17 protein-coding genes are annotated in these 19,333 nt (G+C 67.5%); 7 read left to right on the top strand and 10 right to left on the bottom strand.

Annotated elements, in window-relative coordinates; genetic code table 11:
• Positions 1–4: 4 nt before the first annotated feature.
• The 4 genes from AC1DOQ_RS08710 to AC1DOQ_RS08695 all read left to right on the top strand — a co-directional run bounded on the left by AC1DOQ_RS08710 (position 5) and on the right by AC1DOQ_RS08695 (position 5,009).
• Positions 5–1,426, top strand: coding sequence for an efflux transporter outer membrane subunit (locus AC1DOQ_RS08710; protein WP_477362215.1), 1,422 nt, complete (start codon positions 5–7; stop codon positions 1,424–1,426).
• A gap of 115 nt (positions 1,427–1,541) precedes the next feature.
• A complete protein-coding gene (locus tag AC1DOQ_RS08705) occupies positions 1,542–2,516 on the top strand; it encodes a M28 family peptidase (protein ID WP_477362213.1) in 975 nt (324 codons plus the stop codon).
• A gap of 12 nt (positions 2,517–2,528) precedes the next feature.
• Complete coding sequence (locus tag AC1DOQ_RS08700; RefSeq protein ID WP_477362211.1) at positions 2,529–3,257, top strand: haloacid dehalogenase type II; 729 nt, start codon at positions 2,529–2,531, stop codon at positions 3,255–3,257.
• Between the two features lie 123 nt (positions 3,258–3,380).
• Positions 3,381–5,009, top strand: coding sequence for a methyl-accepting chemotaxis protein (locus AC1DOQ_RS08695; RefSeq protein WP_477362209.1), 1,629 nt, complete (start codon positions 3,381–3,383; stop codon positions 5,007–5,009).
• Between the two features lie 28 nt (positions 5,010–5,037).
• Here AC1DOQ_RS08695 and AC1DOQ_RS08690 read toward each other — a convergent pair whose 3' ends face one another.
• The 4 genes from AC1DOQ_RS08690 to AC1DOQ_RS08675 form a co-directional block, all read right to left on the bottom strand.
• Positions 5,038–6,783 carry an ArnT family glycosyltransferase gene (locus tag AC1DOQ_RS08690; RefSeq protein ID WP_477362207.1) on the bottom strand — a complete coding sequence of 582 codons (1,746 nt, stop codon included), beginning with the start codon at positions 6,781–6,783 and terminating at the stop codon, positions 5,038–5,040.
• Between the two features lie 110 nt (positions 6,784–6,893).
• On the bottom strand, positions 6,894–7,472 hold the full coding sequence (locus tag AC1DOQ_RS08685; protein ID WP_477362205.1) for a DUF4337 domain-containing protein: 579 nt from the start codon (positions 7,470–7,472) through the stop codon (positions 6,894–6,896).
• Positions 7,473–7,480: 8 nt separating this feature from the next.
• Positions 7,481–8,842 (bottom strand): sensor histidine kinase, encoded by a 1,362-nt coding sequence (locus AC1DOQ_RS08680; protein ID WP_477362203.1) that lies wholly within the window; start codon positions 8,840–8,842, stop codon positions 7,481–7,483.
• A complete protein-coding gene (locus AC1DOQ_RS08675; protein WP_477362201.1) occupies positions 8,823–9,524 on the bottom strand; it encodes a winged helix-turn-helix domain-containing protein in 702 nt (233 codons plus the stop codon). The genes AC1DOQ_RS08680 and AC1DOQ_RS08675 overlap by 20 nt, the downstream gene beginning before the upstream one ends.
• Between AC1DOQ_RS08675 and AC1DOQ_RS08670 the strand changes: the two genes are divergently transcribed.
• Complete coding sequence (locus AC1DOQ_RS08670) at positions 9,523–9,702, top strand: hypothetical protein (RefSeq protein ID WP_477362199.1); 180 nt, start codon at positions 9,523–9,525, stop codon at positions 9,700–9,702. The two genes, AC1DOQ_RS08675 and AC1DOQ_RS08670, sit on opposite strands and share 2 nt — an antisense overlap.
• A gap of 21 nt (positions 9,703–9,723) precedes the next feature.
• On the opposite strand, the gene AC1DOQ_RS08665 is transcribed toward AC1DOQ_RS08670, so the two are convergent.
• Entirely contained in the window at positions 9,724–10,917 is a 1,194-nt protein-coding gene (locus AC1DOQ_RS08665) for an aminotransferase class I/II-fold pyridoxal phosphate-dependent enzyme (RefSeq protein WP_477362197.1), read from the bottom strand.
• Between the two features lie 198 nt (positions 10,918–11,115).
• On the opposite strand from AC1DOQ_RS08665, the gene AC1DOQ_RS08660 reads away from it, so the two are divergent.
• Positions 11,116–12,438 carry a carbohydrate porin gene (locus tag AC1DOQ_RS08660; protein WP_477362195.1) on the top strand — a complete coding sequence of 441 codons (1,323 nt, stop codon included), beginning with the start codon at positions 11,116–11,118 and terminating at the stop codon, positions 12,436–12,438.
• A 9-nt stretch (positions 12,439–12,447) separates the two neighbouring features.
• Here the strand turns inward: AC1DOQ_RS08660 and hemW are convergent, their stop codons facing one another.
• The 5 genes from hemW to AC1DOQ_RS08635 form a co-directional block, all read right to left on the bottom strand.
• Positions 12,448–13,704 carry a radical SAM family heme chaperone HemW gene (gene hemW / locus AC1DOQ_RS08655; RefSeq protein WP_477362193.1) on the bottom strand — a complete coding sequence of 419 codons (1,257 nt, stop codon included), beginning with the start codon at positions 13,702–13,704 and terminating at the stop codon, positions 12,448–12,450.
• Positions 13,701–14,291: an RdgB/HAM1 family non-canonical purine NTP pyrophosphatase gene (gene rdgB / locus AC1DOQ_RS08650; protein WP_477362191.1), complete on the bottom strand. Its 591-nt coding sequence runs from the start codon at positions 14,289–14,291 to the stop codon at positions 13,701–13,703. The genes hemW and rdgB overlap by 4 nt, the downstream gene beginning before the upstream one ends.
• Before the next feature lie 49 nt (positions 14,292–14,340).
• Positions 14,341–15,888: a hybrid sensor histidine kinase/response regulator gene (locus AC1DOQ_RS08645; protein ID WP_477362189.1), complete on the bottom strand. Its 1,548-nt coding sequence runs from the start codon at positions 15,886–15,888 to the stop codon at positions 14,341–14,343.
• A gap of 3 nt (positions 15,889–15,891) precedes the next feature.
• Positions 15,892–16,641 carry an alpha/beta fold hydrolase gene (locus AC1DOQ_RS08640; RefSeq protein ID WP_477362530.1) on the bottom strand — a complete coding sequence of 250 codons (750 nt, stop codon included), beginning with the start codon at positions 16,639–16,641 and terminating at the stop codon, positions 15,892–15,894.
• A 101-nt stretch (positions 16,642–16,742) separates the two neighbouring features.
• Positions 16,743–17,804 carry a glycoside hydrolase family 43 protein gene (locus AC1DOQ_RS08635; protein ID WP_477362187.1) on the bottom strand — a complete coding sequence of 354 codons (1,062 nt, stop codon included), beginning with the start codon at positions 17,802–17,804 and terminating at the stop codon, positions 16,743–16,745.
• A gap of 250 nt (positions 17,805–18,054) precedes the next feature.
• On the opposite strand from AC1DOQ_RS08635, the gene AC1DOQ_RS08630 reads away from it, so the two are divergent.
• Positions 18,055–19,263 (top strand): cation:proton antiporter, encoded by a 1,209-nt coding sequence (locus AC1DOQ_RS08630; RefSeq protein WP_477362185.1) that lies wholly within the window; start codon positions 18,055–18,057, stop codon positions 19,261–19,263.
• The last annotated feature ends 70 nt before the right edge of the window (positions 19,264–19,333 follow it).

The following is a 19,333-nucleotide window of genomic DNA, read 5'->3' as shown; positions in this document are numbered from 1 at the left end:
AACCATGAAAAAAGTCCTGACTCCCCTGGCCCTGGCCATGCTGATGACCGGTTGCGTGAACCTGGCGCCCAAGTACGAGCGTCCGGCCGCGCCGGTGGCCGGCGCCTTCCCGACCGTGGAAGGCACCGTCCACAGCGGCAACCCAGTGGCGGCTGAAGCGCCGGCCAACATCGCCTGGCAGCGCTTCTTCGCCGACGCCCGCCTGCAGCAGCTGATCCAGATGGCGCTGGCGAACAACCGCGACCTGCGCGTCTCGATCCTGAACATCGAGCAGGCGCGCGCCGCCTTCCAGATCCAGCGCGCGGCGCGCTTCCCGCAGGTGAATGCGGGCCTGACCGCCAACCGCGCCTCGACGGCCGGCGACGCGCCCCTGACCAGCGTCTACCAGGCCGGCCTGTCGGTGTCCGCCTTCGAGCTCGACCTGTTCGGCCGCGTGCGCAACCTGAGCGACGCGGCGCTGGCGCAGTACCTGGCGACCGAGGAAGCGCGCAAGACGGCGCAGATCAGCCTGATCGCCACGGTGGCCAACACCTACCTGGCCCTGCTGGCCGACAAGGAACTGCTGGACCTGACCCAGCAGACCCTCAAGACGCGCGAGGAATCGCTGCGCCTCTCCCAGCTGCGCTTCGACAACGGTGTGATCTCCAAGCTCGACCTGCAGCAGGCGGTCTCGCTGGTCGAGCAGGCCCGCACCGTGCTGGCCCAGCAGCAGCGCCTGATCGCGCAGGACACGAATGCGCTGACCCTGCTGGTCGGCCAGCCGATCCCGGACAACCTGCCGGCCGGCCCCACCCTGGCGGCGACCAACCTGCCGGACCTGCCGGCGGGCCTGCCGTCCGACCTGCTGATCTCGCGGCCGGACATCCGCTCGGCCGAGCAGCAGCTGATCGCGGCGAACGCCGACATCGGCGCGGCGCGCGCGAATTACTTCCCGCGCATCTCGCTGACCGGAAGCGCCGGCAGCGCCAGCTCGGAGCTGTCGGGCCTGTTCAAGGGCGGCTCCTTCGGCTGGAGCTTCGCGCCGCAGGCGATCCTGCCGCTGTTCGATTTCGGCGCCCGCCGCGCCGGCGTCGAGAGCGCCGTTGCCGGCCGCGACATCGCCGTGGCCCGCTACGAGAAGTCGATCCAGACCGCCTTCCGCGAAGTGTCGGACGCCCTCGCCGGCCAGGCCACCTTCAGCGAGCAGCTGCGCGCCCAGCAGGCGGTGGCGGCGGCGGAAAGCGACCGCTTCAACCTGTCGGACCTGCGCTACCGCAACGGCACCGCCAGCTACCTCGACCTGCTGGATGCCCAGCGTTCGCTGTTCACCGCCCAGCAACAGGCGATCGAAGCGAACCTGGCCCGCCTGCAGAACCAGGTCACGCTGTACCGGGTGCTGGGCGGCGGCTGGACCGAGCCGGCGGGGAACACGACCGCGGCACGCTGAGCGGGCGCCCGAGTTACCGCGCGTAATTGAAAGCGCCCTACCGGGGCCGGCTTGTGATTTCGGTATCATGAAATCGCAGGCCGGCCCCGGTCTCTTTTTGCGGCGTCTTCATGTCATGCGAATCTTTCTGCGCGCACACTGGAAAGCCCTGGTCGCCATCGTCCTGCTGGTAGTGCTGGCGCTGTTCACCGTGAGCCCCGGCGCCGCGGTGCCGCAGATCTCGCTGGCCTCGCGCCTGCGCGCCCACGTGGCCGCCATCGATGCCGGCGAACGCGGCACGGCGATTCCAGCCAGGCGCGAACGGGCCGCGCGCTACATCGAGGACGTGCTGCGCGACGCCGGCTACGCGATCCGGCGGCAGCGCTACCAGGCCGGCGGCACGCAGGCGCCCCGCCTGGTGCGCAATATCGAGGTCTCGGTATCGAATCTCGCGCCCGGCGCCAGGCCGGCGCGCATCTTCATCGTCGGTGCGCGCTGCGACCCGGCGCCGGGCGACGACGACGGCAGCGGCGCCGCGGCGGTGCTGGAGCTTGCGCGCCTGCTGAAGGACCTGCGGCCCAGCCAGGGCACCGAAGTGAAGTTCGTGTTCTTCATCGACGAAGAGCCGTCCTGGTCCAGGGATGGGAAACTGGGCAGCGCGCAGCGGCTCGAGGACGCGCCTGCGCCGCACGGCGCCGGCTGGTATGCGCTGCGGCGCCACGGCCGCAAACTCCCGCCCGGCGCGAAGGACGATGCGGCACGTCCGGAGGCCGGCAGCTTCATCGCCTACGTCGGCACGCTCGAATCCTCGCGCCGGGTGCAGGATGCCCTGTCCGCCTTCCGCGCGATTTCCGAACCGTCCTCCCACGGCCTGGCCGCACCGGCCTATGTGCAGGGCGTGACCCTGTCCGGCCGCTCGTCCTATGGGCACCCCGGGTATCCCGCCGTCATGGTCACGGACACCGCCTTCCTGCGCTACCCCTACTACAAGATGGACGCCGGCGACCAGGCCGGGGACACGCCGGACGGGCTCGACTACGCCGCCACGGCGCGCGTACTGACGGGCCTGGCGCGCACCATCGTGGCGCTGGCGGCCGGCGCCCAGGGCTGAGCGGGAGCGGGCATGAACTGCAGGCTGCAGCAGGTCGGCTTCCTCGGCTTCGACGTGTTCGGCACGGTGGTCGACTGGCGCTCGGGAGTGGCGCGCGCCGCCGCGCCCTTCCTCGAGCGCTACGACATCGCACTCGATCCCTTCGACTTTGCCAACGCCTGGCGCGCGCTGTACCAGCCGTCGATGGAGACCGTGCGTTCGGGCCAGCGGCCCTGGGTCCGCCTCGACGTCCTGCAGCGCGAAAACCTGGAACGGCTGCTCGCCGGCCATGGCGTGGCGGTCGACGATATTCCGGAACGGGACCTGGCGGAGCTGACCCGCGCCTGGGACCGGCTCGACCCGTGGCCGGATGCCGTCGACGGCCTCGCGCGCCTGAAGCGCCGCTTCGCCATCGCGCCGATCTCGAACGGCCATATCGCCGGCATGCTGCAACTGGCCCGCTTCGGCGGCCTGCCCTGGGACGCCATCCTGGGCGCGGAGATTTCCCGCAGCTACAAGCCGCAGCCCGCCACCTACCTGGCATCGCTGGAGGCCGCCGGCTTCGGGCCCGGCCAGGCGGCGCTGGTGGCCGCCCACAACGGCGACCTGCGGGCCGCGCGGGCCCTGGGAATGCACACCGTGTTCGTGCGCCGGCCGCACGAGTACGGCCCGGACCAGGACCAGGATCTGCGCGCCGAGGAAGACTGGGATGTGGTTGCCGATTCGTTTACCGAGGTGGCGGACATTCTCGGCTGCGCCTGAAGATATTGAACAAATACTGGAGCGCTGCAAATTTGCGACAGATTGTGCCCGTCTATCGAAAGGATTTCCATACCGCAAGTAAATATCGCATACTTTCCCTACAAAAATAACCACGGGAGACACATGAAGTACTTGCTACGCCATACGCGCATCGGCACCCGCCTCGCCGTCGCCTTTGCCCTGATCCTGGTGCTCGCCACCATCGCCACCGCTTCCGCCCTGCTGACCGCCCGCGCCAACGCCGAGGCCACCGAAAGGATGCTGGCCGTGCCGCTGGCCAAGGAACGCATGGTGTCCGACTGGAACGTGAACACCTATTCCGCGATCGTGCGCACCTCGCTGATCGCGCGCAGTACCGACAACAGCCTCAGCACCGTCTTCGCCAAGGACATCGCCGACAGCGTCACCCGCAGCACCGAGATCATCAAGAAGGTCGAACCTTTGCTCGACTCGCCGGAAGAAAAAGCCAAGCTGCAGGAAGTGCAAGCCCTGCGCGCCAAATACCAGGCCGCCAAGGTCGAGGTGATGAATGCCAAGAAGGCCGGCGATTCCGCCACCGCCGAGCGCCGCTACGACGAGGGCTTCGCTCCCGCCGCCCAGGCCTACTCCGGCGCGCTGCAGGAACTGCTGTCGATCCAGCGCCGCACCATCGACACGATGACCCGCGACAGCCGCGCCACCTATGAGGAGCATTCCCGCCTGGTGCTGCTATTGAACGGCCTGATGATCGTGCTGGGCGCATTCGCCGCGGTGGCGATCACGCGCAGCATCGTCCGTCCGCTGTCGCGCGCCGTGCAGGCGGCCGAAACCGTGGCGGGTGGCGACCTCACCGGGTCCTACGACCACGGCCGCCGCGACGAGATCGGCGCCCTGATGCGCGCGATGCAATCCATGAGCGACGGCCTGGCCAAGGTCGTGGCCGAGGTGCAGGCCGGCTCGCGGACGATCGCCGCCGGCTCCACCGAAATCGCCAGCGGCAACCTCGACCTGTCGGCACGTACCGAACAGCAGGCCAGCTCGCTGGAAGAAACCGCGGCCTCGATGGAAGAACTCACTTCCACCGTGCGCCACAACGCGGACAACGCCACCCAGGCCAACCAGATGGCGCAGGCAGCCTCGCAGGTGGCCGCGCGCGGCGGCGAGATCGTCGGCCAGGTGGTCGATACCATGGGCGCCATCGACGGCGCCTCGCGCAAGATCGTCGACATCATCGGCGTCATCGACGGCATCGCCTTCCAGACGAACATCCTGGCGCTGAACGCGGCGGTCGAGGCGGCGCGCGCCGGCGAACAGGGCCGCGGCTTCGCCGTCGTGGCGTCCGAAGTGCGCAACCTGGCCCAGCGTTCGGCCACCGCGGCGCGCGAGATCAAGGCCCTGATCGGCGACTCGGTCGCCCAGGTGAACAACGGCACGACGCTGGTGCAGCAGGCCGGCGCCACGATCGAGGAAGTGGTCGCCAGCGTGGCGCGCGTGGCCGACATCATGGCCGAGATCACCGCCGCCAGCCGCGAGCAGAGCGCCGGCATCGACCAGATCAACGCGGCGATCACCCAGATGGACCAGGCCACCCAGCAGAACGCGGCCCTAGTCGAGGAAGCCGCCGCCGCCGCGTCCAGCATGCAGGAGCAGTCGGTACGCCTCGAGCAGCTGATGCGCCGCTTCCGCCTGGCGGAGACGGCCGGTGGACGCCAGCCCGGCGGCCGTCCGGCGCCCCCGGCGTCCCGCCTTGCCGCACCGGCCGCCGCCGCTTGAGGCCGCCGCCGCTTGAGCCCTGCGCCGGCTAAGGCCGGCGCCGGTACAAGCGGAATCGTTCGCGGTCGTCGGCCGGCCGCGTCCCTTCCCATATCGCAACCCACCGCCGGGCGTCGACCCGGTGCGGCGCCTCGCCGCGCCAGTCTTCCACCAGCAGCAGGCGGCAATCGGCAGCCTGCTTCAACGCCACTCTTTGCGTGACCACGCCGGTGTAATAGCTCAGCATCGCCCGCTCGCTCTCCCCGAGTCCGGGACTGGCGACGCACTCCGCATCCGGCGCCAGGAAGGGGCGCATCGAGGTGAAGACCTCGCGGTAGGACTTGACCTGGTCGACCCAGGGGGAGAACAGGCCGGCCGCCAGCAGCCAGCAGAGGGCAAGGCCGACCGCCCATGTCTGCAGTGCGGCCTGGCGGGGCGCGCGCCAGAACATCAGCGCCAGCGCCACCGCGCTCGCCAGCGCGCAGGCGCCGACGACGGCGGCATCGGGATGCCGGTCCGGCACCGGCGCCAGCTGGGCATACAGGCCGTGCAGCTGCAGCGGATCGGCGGAAAACATCACATAGGCCCAGGTCAGCCACAGCAAGGCGGCAACGGCGCCGAAAACCAGCCGGGCGGCGCAGCGCCAGGCGCGTTCCAGGCGCGCGCCCGGCGACACCGCGCTGGACGCACCGAGCAGCGACAGCGGGATCAGCAAGGGCAAGGCATAGCCGCCGCGTGCGGAAGCCGACAGGACCAGCACGCCCAGGATCACGCCCGCCATGACCAGGTTGGCCTGCAGCAGTTCGTTGGTGCGCAGGGCGCGCCGTTCGCGCCACAGGCTCAGCAGGGCGAGCGGCAGCGCCGGCAGCGTCACCCACCACAGATTCCTCGACCAGAAGCCGCTGTCGTGGGCGGCGCCCAGCTCGGGAACGGCAAAGCCGACGAAGCGCCCGATGTTGTTGACCCAGAACCAGTCGGCAAACAGTGCCGGCGAACGGGCATACAGGATGGCGGGCCAGATCACGAGCCAGGGCAGCGCCGCGGCCAGGGCCGCCACCCCGGTATGCAGGTAGGCGCGCCGGCGCCAGCGGCTGAAGCAGAGCGGCAGCAGGAGCGCGCTCAGGCCGAACACGCCGGGCGCCAGCAGCCCTTTCGCCAGGAAGCCGATGCCGACGCCGGTGCCGATTTCCAGCCCGCTCGCGACGGGCGACTGGCGCCATCGCGGCAGCCCGGCAAGGCCGAGCGCCACGCCAGCCAGCAAGGCCAGGTCGGTCAGCATCAGGTGGGCGTAGGCTTCCAGTCCCACGCAGGCCAGCAGCACGAAGACGGCGGTGCGTCCGAACTCGCGCCCGCGCCAGCGGCGCCCGCAGCGCGCGACCGCGCCGCAGGCGAGCAGGACGAAGGCCCCGGCCGCCAGGCGTGCGCCGTCGCACATCGGGAGGATGCCGGCAAAGGCCCGGGCGAGCGCCGCGGCAAGCCAGTAGAACAGCGGCGGCTTTTCGAGGAAGGTTTCGCCGGCCATGGTCGGCACCACCAGGTCGCCGGTGGCCGACATGCTGCGCACGATTTCCGCGATATAGGTTTCGTCCTGCTTCCACGGCTCGTGGCCCAGCAGGCCCGGCAAGGCATACAGGAGGACGAAACAGGCGAAGGCCCAGCCCGAGCCGGCCAGCACGAAGCGGCTGCGCCCGAACCCGGCCGCGGACGGCGCCGGGCCCGCCTGCCGCCGGCCTGTCTCGGCGGCGCCGCGAGCCGGCGGCCCTTCACGTGCAATCAGGGAAGACTCGTGATCCATCGATGACCCAGTGCGTAAAGACTGCAGGAGATTCTAGTCCCGCATGCAGTACGCATGGGTTACAAATCAGTCATCTTTGAAGCAGCTCATACATCGTCAAGAAATGAGCGTCAAGAAACGAGAAATGCGGAGGCCGCCGCGCCGAAGCCGGCCACCGCCGCCAGCCCGACGCCCCACAGCAGCCAGCGCCGCCGCGTCAGCACCGTGATGGCCGCCAGCGCCACGGCGATCTGCACGCAGCTCAGCGCCAGCGCCAGGCGCTCGTGCGGCCGCAGCTTGGCGTCGGATTCCGCCGCCAGCCTGCGCGATTCCTCCTGCAGCTTCTCCGCCGTGCGCTGGACCTGGATGCGCGCCCGGTCTTCCTTGTCGCGCTCGTCGACGAAGCGCTGGCGCTGCGCCGGCTCGGTGGCCAGCGCCGCGGCGACATCGGCGATGTGCGCCTTGGTCGACTTGGCCTGGTAATAGGCCCACTGGTCGCTGGCCTGGGCCTGTTTCAGGATGCTCTCGTTCTTCAGGAACATCGCCTCGGTCTGCGCGTTCCCGCTCTGGTAGTTGATGAGCGCGCCCACCGTCGACAGGATCGCCGTCATCAGCGCGACCTTCTGCGCCAGGCCGTCGCGCTCGCGCTCGGCGGCTTCTTCCAGCGCGTGCTCGTGCGGGCTGGGTACGTCGTAATCGTCGTCGTCCATCTCGTCTCCTAATGATGGAATACCAGGCTGGCTTCCAGTCCCGGCCCGGCATTGCGCAGGCGCAGGCCGGCGCCGTGCAGCTGGGCGATCGCGGTCACGATCGACAGGCCGAGACCGTTGCCCGGCAGGTGGCGGCTCTGGTCGACGCGGTAGAAGCGTTCGCACAGCTTGCCGATATCGGCTTCCGGTACGCCGGGGCCGTAATCGCGTACCGAGACGACGACCTCTTCCTGCCCGCCCTGCACGCCGATGTCGACCCAGGCGCCGTCGGGGGCGTACTTGATGGCATTGTCGATCAGGCTGGCCAGCGCCGTCGCCAGCAGGTCGCGGTCGCCTCGCACGCTCAGTGCCTCCGGACCGGTATAGCGCAGCAGCATGCCGCGCTCGTCGGCGGAGACTTCGTACAGCTCGGCCATGTCGCGTGCGATGGCGGCGATGTCCACCGGATCGAAGGAGCTGGTCCGGACCCCGCTCTCGGCGGCCGCGATCTGCAGCAGCTTGTCGAACAGGCCGATCACGTTGTCGATCTCCTCGATCGCCAGGCGGGCGTCGCCGATCATCGCCTGCGGATCGGCGGTGGCGCCAAGCGCGCGTTCCAGGCGGCTGCGCACCCGGCTCAACGGCGTGCGCAAGTCGTGGGCGATCGAGTTCGACACATGGCGCACGCCTTCCATCAGCGATTCGATGCGGTCGAGCATCTGGTTGATGTCGGTGCCGAGACGCGCGAACTCGTCCTTGCCCTGCACTTCGATGCGGCTCGACAGTTCGCCGGCGGCGATGCGGGCGGCGGTGCGCCGGATGCGTCCGATCCGGGACTCGATCAGGCGCCGGAACAGCAGGGCGCCGGCGAACGCCAGCAGCAGCGAGACCGAGGAGCTGATCAGGAGTGCGCGCTCGACCACCTCGCGGATGGCGTCGAGTTCGCTGAGGTCGCGCCCGACCACCAGTCGCAAGTTGCCGCCGAGCGGCATGGACAGGAGGCGCGCCGACACCACGCCTTTCTTGCGCTTCATCTGGTCGAATACCAGCTGGCCCTGCGGCGGCTTGCCGTCCCAGGGCGGCAGGTTGCCGGCCAGCCGATGGCCGCCGGCGTCGAGCAGGCCGACCAGTTCGGTGTCGCTGTCGATGCGGTCGTGCAGCTGCAGGTCGATCTGGCGCACCAGTTCCTCGTCGCCGCCCTCGTTCCAGACCGAGGCCAGGCGCAGCGCGATGGCCTGGATCTTGTTGTCCATCGAGCGTTCGAACACGCCCACGGTGCCGAAGTAGAAGACGGTCGACAGTACGGCCACCGACAGCGCGACCAGCAGGCCATAACCGACCGCCAGCCGCGCGACGATCGAGCCGCGCAGGCTAAGCCGCAGCCGGACCATAGCCGGAGGCGCTCAGCACATAGCCGGCCCCGCGCACCGTATGGATGAGCGGCGGCTCGAAATCCTTGTCGATCTTGCCGCGCAGGCGGCTGATCTGCACGTCGATCACATTGGTCTGCGGATCGAAGTGATAGTCCCACACCCCTTCCAGCAGCATGGTGCGGGTGACGATATGGCCTTCGTGGCGCATCAGGTATTCCAGCAGGCGGAACTCGCGCGGCTGCAGCAGGATCGATACCCCGCGCCGCGTGACGCGGTTGGTGCGCAGGTCGAGAACCAGGTCGGCCACCTGCAGCTGGCTCACCTCGTGCGACCAGCTGGCGCGGCGCGTCAGGTTGGCGACCCGCGCCAGCAGTTCCGACATGACGAAGGGCTTGGCCAGGTAGTCGTCGCTGCCGGCGCGCAAGCCGCGCACACGCTCGTCCACGCTGTTCAGGGCGCTCAGGATCAGTACCGGGGTGGTGTCGCCGCGCCCGCGCAACTCCTCGAGGATGCCGACGCCGTCGACCTGGCCGGGCAGCATGCGGTCCAGCACCACGATGTCCCAGCGCCGCGCGCGCAGCTCGCGGCTGCCGTCGGTGCCATTGTCGAGCGTGACCACGGTGTAGCCGGCGGACTCGAGGCCGGTGCGCAGGTAGCTGCGGGTTTCGGCGTCGTCTTCGATGACAAGACAATGTGGCATGGCAGTAGAAAAAATGGGTGGCGGCGGCATGCCGATTGCAACCGACAGTATAGGCGAGCCTCGGATTGCCCGGCATTACCGATCGGTAAGCTGGGCGTTCCTGCAACAGCGAGGCTTCGCCGGCAAGGAAGCGCTGGCCGCGGCGGCGGCGCAACCGGCCGAGGAGCCGGTCACTTGAGGAGGGAAATTTGCGGACAGGTCAGGCGCTCAGGCCCGCCATCACGGACACCACGTGGTCGATCTGCTCGCGCGTATGCGCCGCATTCAGCATGAAGCGCAGGCGCGCCTGGCCCACCGGCACCGCCGGGAACTGGATCGCGTCGACGTGCATGCCCTCGGCCCGCAGCTCGCGCGCGAAATGCTGGCAGCGCGCGGCGTCGCCGATCAGCACCGGCACGATCGGCGTGGCGGTCGAGGTCATCTCGTAGCCGAGCGGGCGCATGCGCTCGACGAAGTAGCGCTGGTTGTCCCACAGGCGCGCGCGGCGCTCCGGCTCTTCCTGCAGGATGTCGAGCGCGGCCAGCAGGGCATTGGCCTGGTCCGGCGGCGGCGGGCAGGTGAAGCCGTAGGCGGAACTCGTCAGGCGCAGCACGTCGGCCATCTCGCGCTCGAGGGCGACGAAGCCGCCGATCGCGCCGAGCGCCTTGCTCAGGGTGCCCATCTGCATGATGGTCGGGCTGTAGCAGCCGAAGTGTTCGGAGGTGCCGCCGCCGTTCGCGCCCAGCACGCCGGTGGCGTGGGCATCGTCGATGTACAGGATGGCGCCGTAGCGCTCGGCCAGCTGGGTCAGTTCGGGCAGCGGCGCGATCGTGCCTTCCATGCTGAACACGCCGTCGCTGACGATGATCGGGCTGCAGCCGTCGGCCGCCTTGAGCAGCGATTCCAGGTGGTCCATGTCCGCATGGCGGTAGGTATGGCGCACGGCGCCCGACATCAGGATGCCTTCGCGGATGCTGATGTGGTTGTACTCGTCCGTGAAATAGGCGTACTTGCGGCGCGTCTTGGCGCGGTAGCCGTGCAGGCGCGCCAGCATGCCGGCCTTGGTCAGCGTCGACAGCACGCCGATATTGGTCATGTAGCCGGTCACGAACAGCACGGCGTCGGTCTTGTGCTTGAGGGCGCCGAGCCGGCGCTCCAGCTCGCGGTACACCGGCAGGTCGCCGCCCAGCAGGCGCGACTCGCAGTTGCCGACGCCGTAGCGCTCGAGGCCGGCCTTGGCGGCATCGACCAGGCGCGGATGGTTGGCCAGGGCCAGGTAGTTGTTGGTGCTGAAGGAGACGGCCGCTTCGCCGTTGACGCGGAATACGGGGTCGGGCAGCGTGTCGTGCACCGCCGATTCGTGATGGATGGCGTGGCTTTGCAGCCACTCGGCGATATCGCTCAGGTCGTGCATGGTGATCGTGTGGCGGTGTGAAGAAGGATGGCGGGGCCCAAGGCCCTCGTGCGGATGGGATGCAGTATAGGTGCGGCTGAACAGTGAAACTATTACGGTTCGGTAATGTCGTTGTAAGCACGCACGGATGACGAATCCGTCATGACGCCGCCATCGTCGGCGGCTATCATGCGAGCGCTGTCACGAAGTGAGATACCGATGTTCCGTCCTACCCAACAAGATGCCGCCGCCTGGCTGCTGCTGGCGGCGCTGGCCCCGGCGGGCGCACGCGCCGACGAACTGCCGCAGGAAGAAACCTGGAACGCCCACGCCCAGGCCACCTATGTCTGGCAGCTCAAGCCTTCCTTCCCGGCCGCCTACAGCGGGCCGAACAGCCTGTCGCCGCAGCGCGAGACCGGCTATTCCTTCAGCGCCACCGCCGCCTTCGGCCTGCGTCCCTGGACCGGGGGCGAGCTCTACCTCGACCCGGAACTGGTGCAGGGCAAGGCATTTTCCGGCCTGCACGGCCTGGGCGGCATGAGCAACGGCGAGCAGCAGAAGACCAGCGGCCCGAACCCGACGCTGTACCGCGCGCGCCTGTTCCTGCGCCAGACCTGGAACCTGGGCGGCGAACGGCAGGCGGTGGAATCGGACATGAACCAGCTGGCGGGTGCGGTCGACAGCCGGCGTCTGGCGCTCACGGCCGGCAACCTGGCCGTCAGCGACATCTTCGACAACAACGCCTATGCCCACGACGCCCGCAGCCAGTTCATGAACTGGGCCCTGCTGGCGCACGGCGCCTGGGACTTCGCGGCCGACGCCCGCGGCTACAGCTGGGGCGCGGCCCTCGAATACCATGACGGCCCCTGGGCGGTACGCGCCGGGCGCTTCATGATGCCGGCCGAATCGAACGGCCTGCCGCTCGACAAGCGCATCTTCCGCCACTACGGCGACCAGCTCGAAGTCGAACGCGCCACTTCCCTGCTGGGCCAGCCCGGCAAGCTGCGCGTGCTGGCTTTCCGCGACCGCGCGCGCATGGGCGGTTTTCGCGACGCGCTGGCGGCGGCCGGCGGCGATATTCCGGATGTGGCCCAGGTGCGCCGCGAACGCAGCAAGATCGGATTCGGGGTCAGCGCCGAACAGGCGCTCGGCGAGAATGCCGGCCTGTTCGCACGCGCCAGCTGGAACGACGGACGCTCGGAGACCTATGCCTTCGCCGAGATCGAGCGTTCCGTCTCCGCCGGCGTCACGCTGCAGGGCGCGGCCTGGGGCCGGGCCGGCGACAGCCTCGGCCTGGCCGTGGTGAGGAACGGCCTGTCGGCGGCGCATCGCGCCTACCTGGCGGCCGGCGGCGTCGGCGCCTTCATCGGCGACGGCCGCATCGACTACCGCCCGGAATCGATCGCCGAGGCTTACTACAAGATGCCGCTCGCGAAGGGCGCAGAGCTGACGCTGGACTTCCAGCACATCGCCAACCCCGGCTACAACCGGGCGCGCGGGCCGGTCGACGTCGGCTCGCTGCGCCTGCACTTCTCCTATTGAGACCGGCGCCTAGTCGGCCAGGAACATCTCCTGCAGGTCGTTGAGGAAGCGCTGTCCCAGCTCGGTCGGCTTGATCAGCTTGAAGTCGCGGTAGATCAGGCCTTTCGCCTCGGCTTCGTTGAGGGCCTTCTCGATCATGGTGATGGACAGGCCGGTGCGCTCGCCGAACAGGTTCGGATCGAAGCCGCCGGTCAGGCGCAGCGCGTTGAGCATGAACTCGAAGCCCATGTCGGCGCGTCCGATCTCGTGCTCCTCGCTCACCGCATTGCCCTTTTGCGCCGCCTCGATGAAGGAAGCCGGCTGCTTGTAGCGCACCTGGCGCAGCACGCGGTGCGGGAAGGACAGCTTGGAGTGGGCGCCGGCGCCGATGCCGAGGTAGTCGCCGAAGCTCCAGTAATTCAGGTTGTGGCGCGCCCGGTGTCCCGGCTTTGCATAGGCCGAGACCTCGTAGTGCTCGTACCCTGCCCCCGCCATCTTCGCGAGGATCATGTCCTGGATGTCGGCGCTCTCGTCGTCGCTGGGCAGCTGCGGCGGATACTTGGCGAACACCGTGTTCGGCTCCATCGTCAGGTGGTACAGCGACAGGTGGGGCGGCGCGAAGCTCAATGCGGTATCGATGTCGCGCTGCGCCTCTTCCAATGTCTGGCCGGGCAGCGCAAACATCAGGTCGAGGTTGAAGTTGTCGAAGTTGGCCTGCGCGATCTCGACCGCGCGCCGGGCTTCGTTCTCGTCGTGGATGCGGCCCAGGGCCTGCAGGTGCCTGCCGTTGAAGCTCTGGATGCCGATCGACAGGCGGTTGATGCCGCTGGCGCGGTAGGCCTTGAACTTCTCGGCCTCGAAGGTGCCGGGATTCGCTTCCATCGTGATCTCGGCATTGATCTCCAGCGGCAGCAGGGTGCGCAGGTCGGACAGCAGGCGGTCCAGCGCGGCCGCCGACATCAGGCTGGGCGTGCCGCCGCCGATGAACACGGTGTGGATCTTGCGGCCCCAGATCAGCGGCAGCGACTGTTCGAGGTCGGCGCGCAGCGCGTCCAGGTATTCCTGCTCCGGGATCGGGCCCTTCGACTCGTGCGAGTTGAAGTCGCAATAGGGGCATTTGCGCACGCACCAGGGCCAGTGGATGTACAGCGACAGCGGCGGCAGCGCCGCCAGGTTCAGGGAACCGGGCTGCAGGTATTGCAGGGCGGCGGTGGCCGGGGAACGCATGTCGTTCGAACTGCGGGTACCGGCCGGGACGCCGTTGCCGACGGGTTTAATCGGGATCATTTCAGTTTCAGCTTGTCGACCAGGGCGCGGATCGCCTGGCCGCGGTGGGAAATCGCGTTCTTCTCGAACGGCTCCAGCTCGGCGGTGGTCTTGCCCAGTTCCGGGATCAGGAAATAAGGGTCGTAGCCGAAGCCGTTGGCGCCGCGCGGCGCATCCACGATCCGGCCGCGCCAGATGCCGTCGGCGATCACCGGCTGCGGGTCGTCGGCGTGGCGCACGTAGACCAGCACACAGTAGTAATAGGCGGACTTGTCGGCGTGGCTTGCGAGGTCCTGGATCAGCTTCTCGTTGTTGCGGGCGTCCGACTTCGGCTCGCCGGCATAGCGCGCCGAATACACGCCGGGCGCGCCGCCGAGGGCGTTCACGCACACGCCGGAATCGTCGGCCAGCGCCGGCAGGCCGGTCAGGCGCGATGCGTGGCGGGCCTTCTGCAGGGCGTTCTCGACGAAGGTGCCGAAGGGCTCTTCGGCTTCGGGAACCTTGAATTCGCCCTGCGGATGCAGTTCGAAGCCGATCGGGGCCAGCAGCTGGGCAAATTCCTTGAGCTTGCCTGCATTATTCGAGGCAAGGATGAGGCGTTGGGTCATGGTCTTGTTGGAAAGCGCGGGGAAGCCGTTATTTTAGCGCTGTGGAGGCTCAGGCGCTGCCGGCACCTTGCAACAGCGGTTTCAGCAGCTCGATGTCGATCGGCTTGGTCAGGTGATGGTCGAAACCGGCTTCGAAAGCCCGCTCGCGGTCTTTCTGTTGTCCCCAGCCTGTGGTGGCAATGAGGGTCCTGGCGGCGCCCCCCGGCAATTGACGCAAGCGCCGCGCCAGTTCATATCCGTTCATGTCGGGCAAGCCGATGTCGAGCAGGGCCAGCGCGGGATCGACGTTGCCGATCAGTTCCAGCGCCTGCGCCCCCGAATGTGCCACCACGACGTCGCAGGCAAACATTTCCAGCGCCATCGACAGCATCTCGGCCGCGTCCTGGTTGTCGTCGACCACCAGGACGCGCATCCTTGCGGGAACGAAGACCACCGGCGCCGGCTCGGCCGGACACACGGCGTCGACCGCCAGCGGCAAGGTCACGATGAAGGTGCTTCCCCGCCCTTCGCCGGCGCTTTCGGCCCGAATGCCGCCGCCGTGCAGCTCGATGATGCCGCGCACCAGCGCCAGCCCGATGCCGAGGCCTCCCTTGGCCCGTTCCAGCGCCGGCTCGAGCTGCGAGAACATGTCGAAGACGGTGGCAAGCGCCGTCGGCGGAATCCCGATACCGTTGTCGCAGACCCGGATCTCGGCCAGCCCGGGAAGGCAGCGCAGGTGCAGTTCGATGCGGCCGCCGTCCGGCGTGTACTTGGCGGCATTGGTCAGCAGGTTGACGACCACCTGGGCAAGGCGGGTCGCGTCGCCGTCCACCACGACCGGCGCGTCCTCGACGAACAGGCACAAGGTGTGCCGCGCCGCCTTCATCGTCTCCGCCAGGTCGTGGGTGGCGCTGCGCACCAGCGCCGACAACTCGACCGGTGCGCAGCGCAACTGCATGCGCCCCTGGGTGATGCGCGATACTTCCATCAGGTCGTCGACCAGCCGTGTCAGATGGCGCAGCTGCCGGTCGAACACCTGCAGTAGCCGATCGTCGGCAACCTGGCCAAACCTGAGCTTGAACACGTCGAGCGCGCTGCGCATCGGCGCCAGCGGGTTGCGCAGCTCATGCGACAGGGTCGCCAGGAATTCGTCCTTGCGGCGGTCCGTGGCGGACAGTTGCGCGTTCAGGTTCTTCAGTTCGGCTTCAGCGGCTTCCGCGGTCTTTCGTGCCAATAGCAGTTCGCGCTCATAGGCGCGGCGGTCGGAGGCCTTGAACAAGGCCCAGTGATCGACGATCCGGTCGCCTTCCTGCTGCCGTACGATATTGATCAGCATGGGCAGGCGCTCCTGGCGCCGGTTGCGCAGGTCGACCTGGATCTCGGCGACCGATCCCTGCACCTGGAGGATGGGCTGGCAATGCGTGTTGAAGAACAGGCGCGCGCCTACCGGCAGCAACTCGCGTAAGCGAATCTTCCCGACAAGCTCTTCCTCCTCGTAGCCGAGCCAGGTACAGGCAGTACCGTTGGCCCTGAGTATCAAGCCGTCGGCGGTGGTCAGCAGCAAGGCGCAGGCTGCATGATCGAAGAGGGACTCGCCACCGAAGGAAGGATCAGCCACGGCTCAGCGCAAGGCCTGTGTCAGGAAGTTGTCGATGGCGCGCGAACTCTCGGTCGGCGCGCTCATGTGCGGGCAATGGCCGACATTCTCGATGATGTGCAAGGTGCTGTTCGGCAGGTTCCGGTTCAGGAACTCGCCGACCGAGAGGGGCGCCACCATGTCGTCGCTGCATTGCAGTATCAGCGCCGGCACCGTGGACAGGGGAACGTCTTTCCGGTGGTCGGACAGGAAGGTCACGCGCGCGAAGTGCTTGGCGATGTCGGGGTCGTTGCGGCAGAAGCTGTTGGTCAGCTCGGCTCGCAGTTCGGGCCGGTCCGGCGCGCCCATGATCGCCGGCGCCAGGCTGCTCGACCAGCCGAGATAGTTTGCTTCCATTGTTTCCAGCAACTCGTCGATGTCTTCGCGCCTGAAACCGCCGACATAGTCGCCATCGTCGATATAGCAGGGCGAAGGTCCGACCATGATCTGGGCACTGAACTTGTGCGGCGCCTTGATCGTGGCGAGCATGCCGATCATCGTGCTGACGGAATGCCCGACGAAGACCACGGGGCCGGTGGCGAACTCGTCGACGATTTCCAGCAGATCGTCGGCATAGCCGTGCAGGGTGCCGTATTTATCGCGGTGATAGGCCGTCAGGTCGGAGCCGCCGCTGCCGACCAGGTCGAAGGAAATCGTACGAAAACGTTCTTCGTAGGCCGGGGCGAGGAAGCGCCACATGGTTTGGTCGCAGCCGAATCCATGGGCGAATACCATGGTCGCCGGACCATTACCGGAGACACGCACGTTGTTACGAAGCTGCACCTGCGACATTGTTTATTTTCCTCTCGAAAAATTTAACAATGAGCATTATAGCCTCAATCAATACAGCGTGGCGCCACCCCTTCGTTGCTCATGACCACCGGCCGGATCGTGCCGTCCTCATTGAAGATCATCCGGTCGATGGCCATCTCGCGGTGATGGCCGTCGTCGTCGCCCAGCGGCCGGCGGTGATAGACGATATACCAGTCGTCGGTGCCCGGCACGTTCACCACCGAGTGGTGCCCCGCGCCGCGGGCGATCTTGCCGTCCTGCGCCAGGATCGTGCCGACGCGCTTGAACGGCCCGACGGGTGAGGAACCCATCGCATAGGCGACGCGGTAGTCCGGTCCGGTCCAGCCGCCTTCCGACCACATCAGGTAGTACACACCCTTGCGCTTGACCATGAAGGAGCCTTCGACGTAGTCGGGGTCGGGCGTGATCTCCTTGTAGGTCGTGCCGTCCGGGAAAGGCAGCACGCTCAGCAGGTCCGGCGCCAGCCTGACCACGTTGGCGTGCTTCCAGCCGCCGTAATACATGTAGATCTGGCCGTCGTCGTCCCTGAACACCATCTGGTCGATCGGCTGGGCGCCGTTGACGATCTCGCCGATCAGCGGCTTCCCGAGGGCATCCCTGAACGGTCCCTCGGGGCGGTCGCTGACGGCCACGCCGATGCCGCCGGGCTGACCATTGCTCTTGATGTCGTTGGCACCGAAGAACAGGTAATACTTGCCCTTGTGCTCGATCGCCGACGGCGCCCAGACCGCGTAGGCGGCCCAGACGACGTTCTCGACATCGAGCACGTGGCGATGTTTCGTCCAGTGCACCAGGTCCGGGGAAGAAAAGGCGTCGAGGAAGGTCTGCTTCAGGTAGGGCTCCCAGATCAGGTCCTTCTGCGCGCGCATCTTCTCCTGCGCGGCCGTGAAGCGGGTGGACCGGTCCGGCTTGCCGTAGTCGTCGGAATACGTGGGGTAGATCCAGTACCGGCCCTTGAAGATGCGGATTTCCGGATCGGCGTACCAGCCGGGGACGATCGGGTTGGTTGCCTGTGCGAGGCTGCCGACGGCGGCCATCAGCAGCGAGATCGCGGCGTGACTCAGGAGACGTGGATTCTTTTTCATCACTCTCATCAATGTCGGTTCAAGTGGTCATTCCCAAAATTATTATCGCCGACGACAAGGCGAATGTTCCGAAAGCGCCGCTCGTCCACCTCTGTTTCGTGGTTTCGCGATAAACGATGCGGCCGGCGTACCTATCAAAACAGAGAGGCCGTATGGGAACGCTCCCATTTTCACCGCAGATCGCTTTGCATCGTGTTAATTGTTCGCTAGCATCCCGTCATTACATGATTAGGTCATCCCGAGGAGACCCATGAGCACCACCGAAATCTTCCTGCTCGCGATGCTGCTGATCTTCGTCGCGCCCTACCTGGTCTGGCGTCTCTTCAGGACCGACTACTTTGCGCCGCTGGTGATCGTCCAGATCATCATGGGCATCGTGCTGGGACCGGGGGTGGTCGGCGCCCTCTTCCCCGAATACCACCGCTTCGTCTTCAATCCCGACGTCGTGAAGACCCTGAACGGCATCGCGCAATGGGGGGTGATGCTGTTCGTGATGCTGGCCGGCGTGGAACTCGACCTCAAGAAGGTCTGGCAGCACCGCCGCGAAAGCATGACCACGGCCGGGCTGTCGCTCGGCATGCCGCTGCTGTTCGGCTGCGGCGCCGCCCTCCTGCTGGTCCATTACGAGGGCTGGATGGGACCGAAGGCCGCGACCTGGCAGTTCATGCTGGGCACCGGCATGGGTTGCGCCGTGACCGCGCTGCCGGTGCTGGTGCTGCTGATGGAGAAGCTCGACATCCTGCGCCAGCCGATGGGCCAGCGCATCCTGCGCTACGCCAGCCTCGACGACGTCGCCATCTGGGGCGTGCTGGCGCTGATCATGCTCGACTGGGAACGCGTGGGCCGCCAGCTCGGCTTCCTGGTCGCCTTCGCCGTGTTGACCGTGCTGTTCCGCCGCCTGATGCTGCGCCTGCCGCGCAGCGACCGCTGGTACGTCGCCCTGATCTGGCTGATCGCCTGCTCCTTCGGCGCCGACTGGGCCGGGCTGCACTTCATGGTCGGCGCCTTCCTGGCCGGCGTGGTGATGGACGCCGAGTGGTTCGGCCAGGACCAGCTCGACGCCCTGTTCAAGAATGTGCTGCTGGTGCTGATGCCGGTATTCTTCCTCAGCACCGGCCTGCGCACCAAGTGGGACCTGGGCGGCTACCAGGTGTTCTTCGTCGGCGGCCTGCTGCTGCTGGCGTCGGTGGGCGGCAAGCTGGCCGGCGCCCGCATCGCCGGCAAGGTCCTCAAGTGGAAGGATGGCGAGGCCTCGATCATCGGCTGGCTGCTGCAAACCAAGGGCCTGATCGAGATCATCTTCGCCAATATCCTGCTCGACAAGCAGATCATCACCAGCGAAACCTTCACGGCCTTGCTGCTGATGGCGGTCGGCAGTACCATGCTGACGATACCCGTGGTGCACCCGAAGCTGAGCCGGGCGCAGAACCGCGGATTGGTCAACCAGGCGAGCTCCTGACTTTATAGACCCCCTGGCAGGAACGGGACTCACGAAACTTCGACATCGACAGCATGCGGCCGCCGGCGCT

It is taken from the genome of Massilia sp. 01N417 (assembly GCF_056399645.1).
The sequence above is the reverse complement of the archived record's forward strand: the minus strand, read 5'-3'. Positions and strand labels throughout refer to the sequence as shown.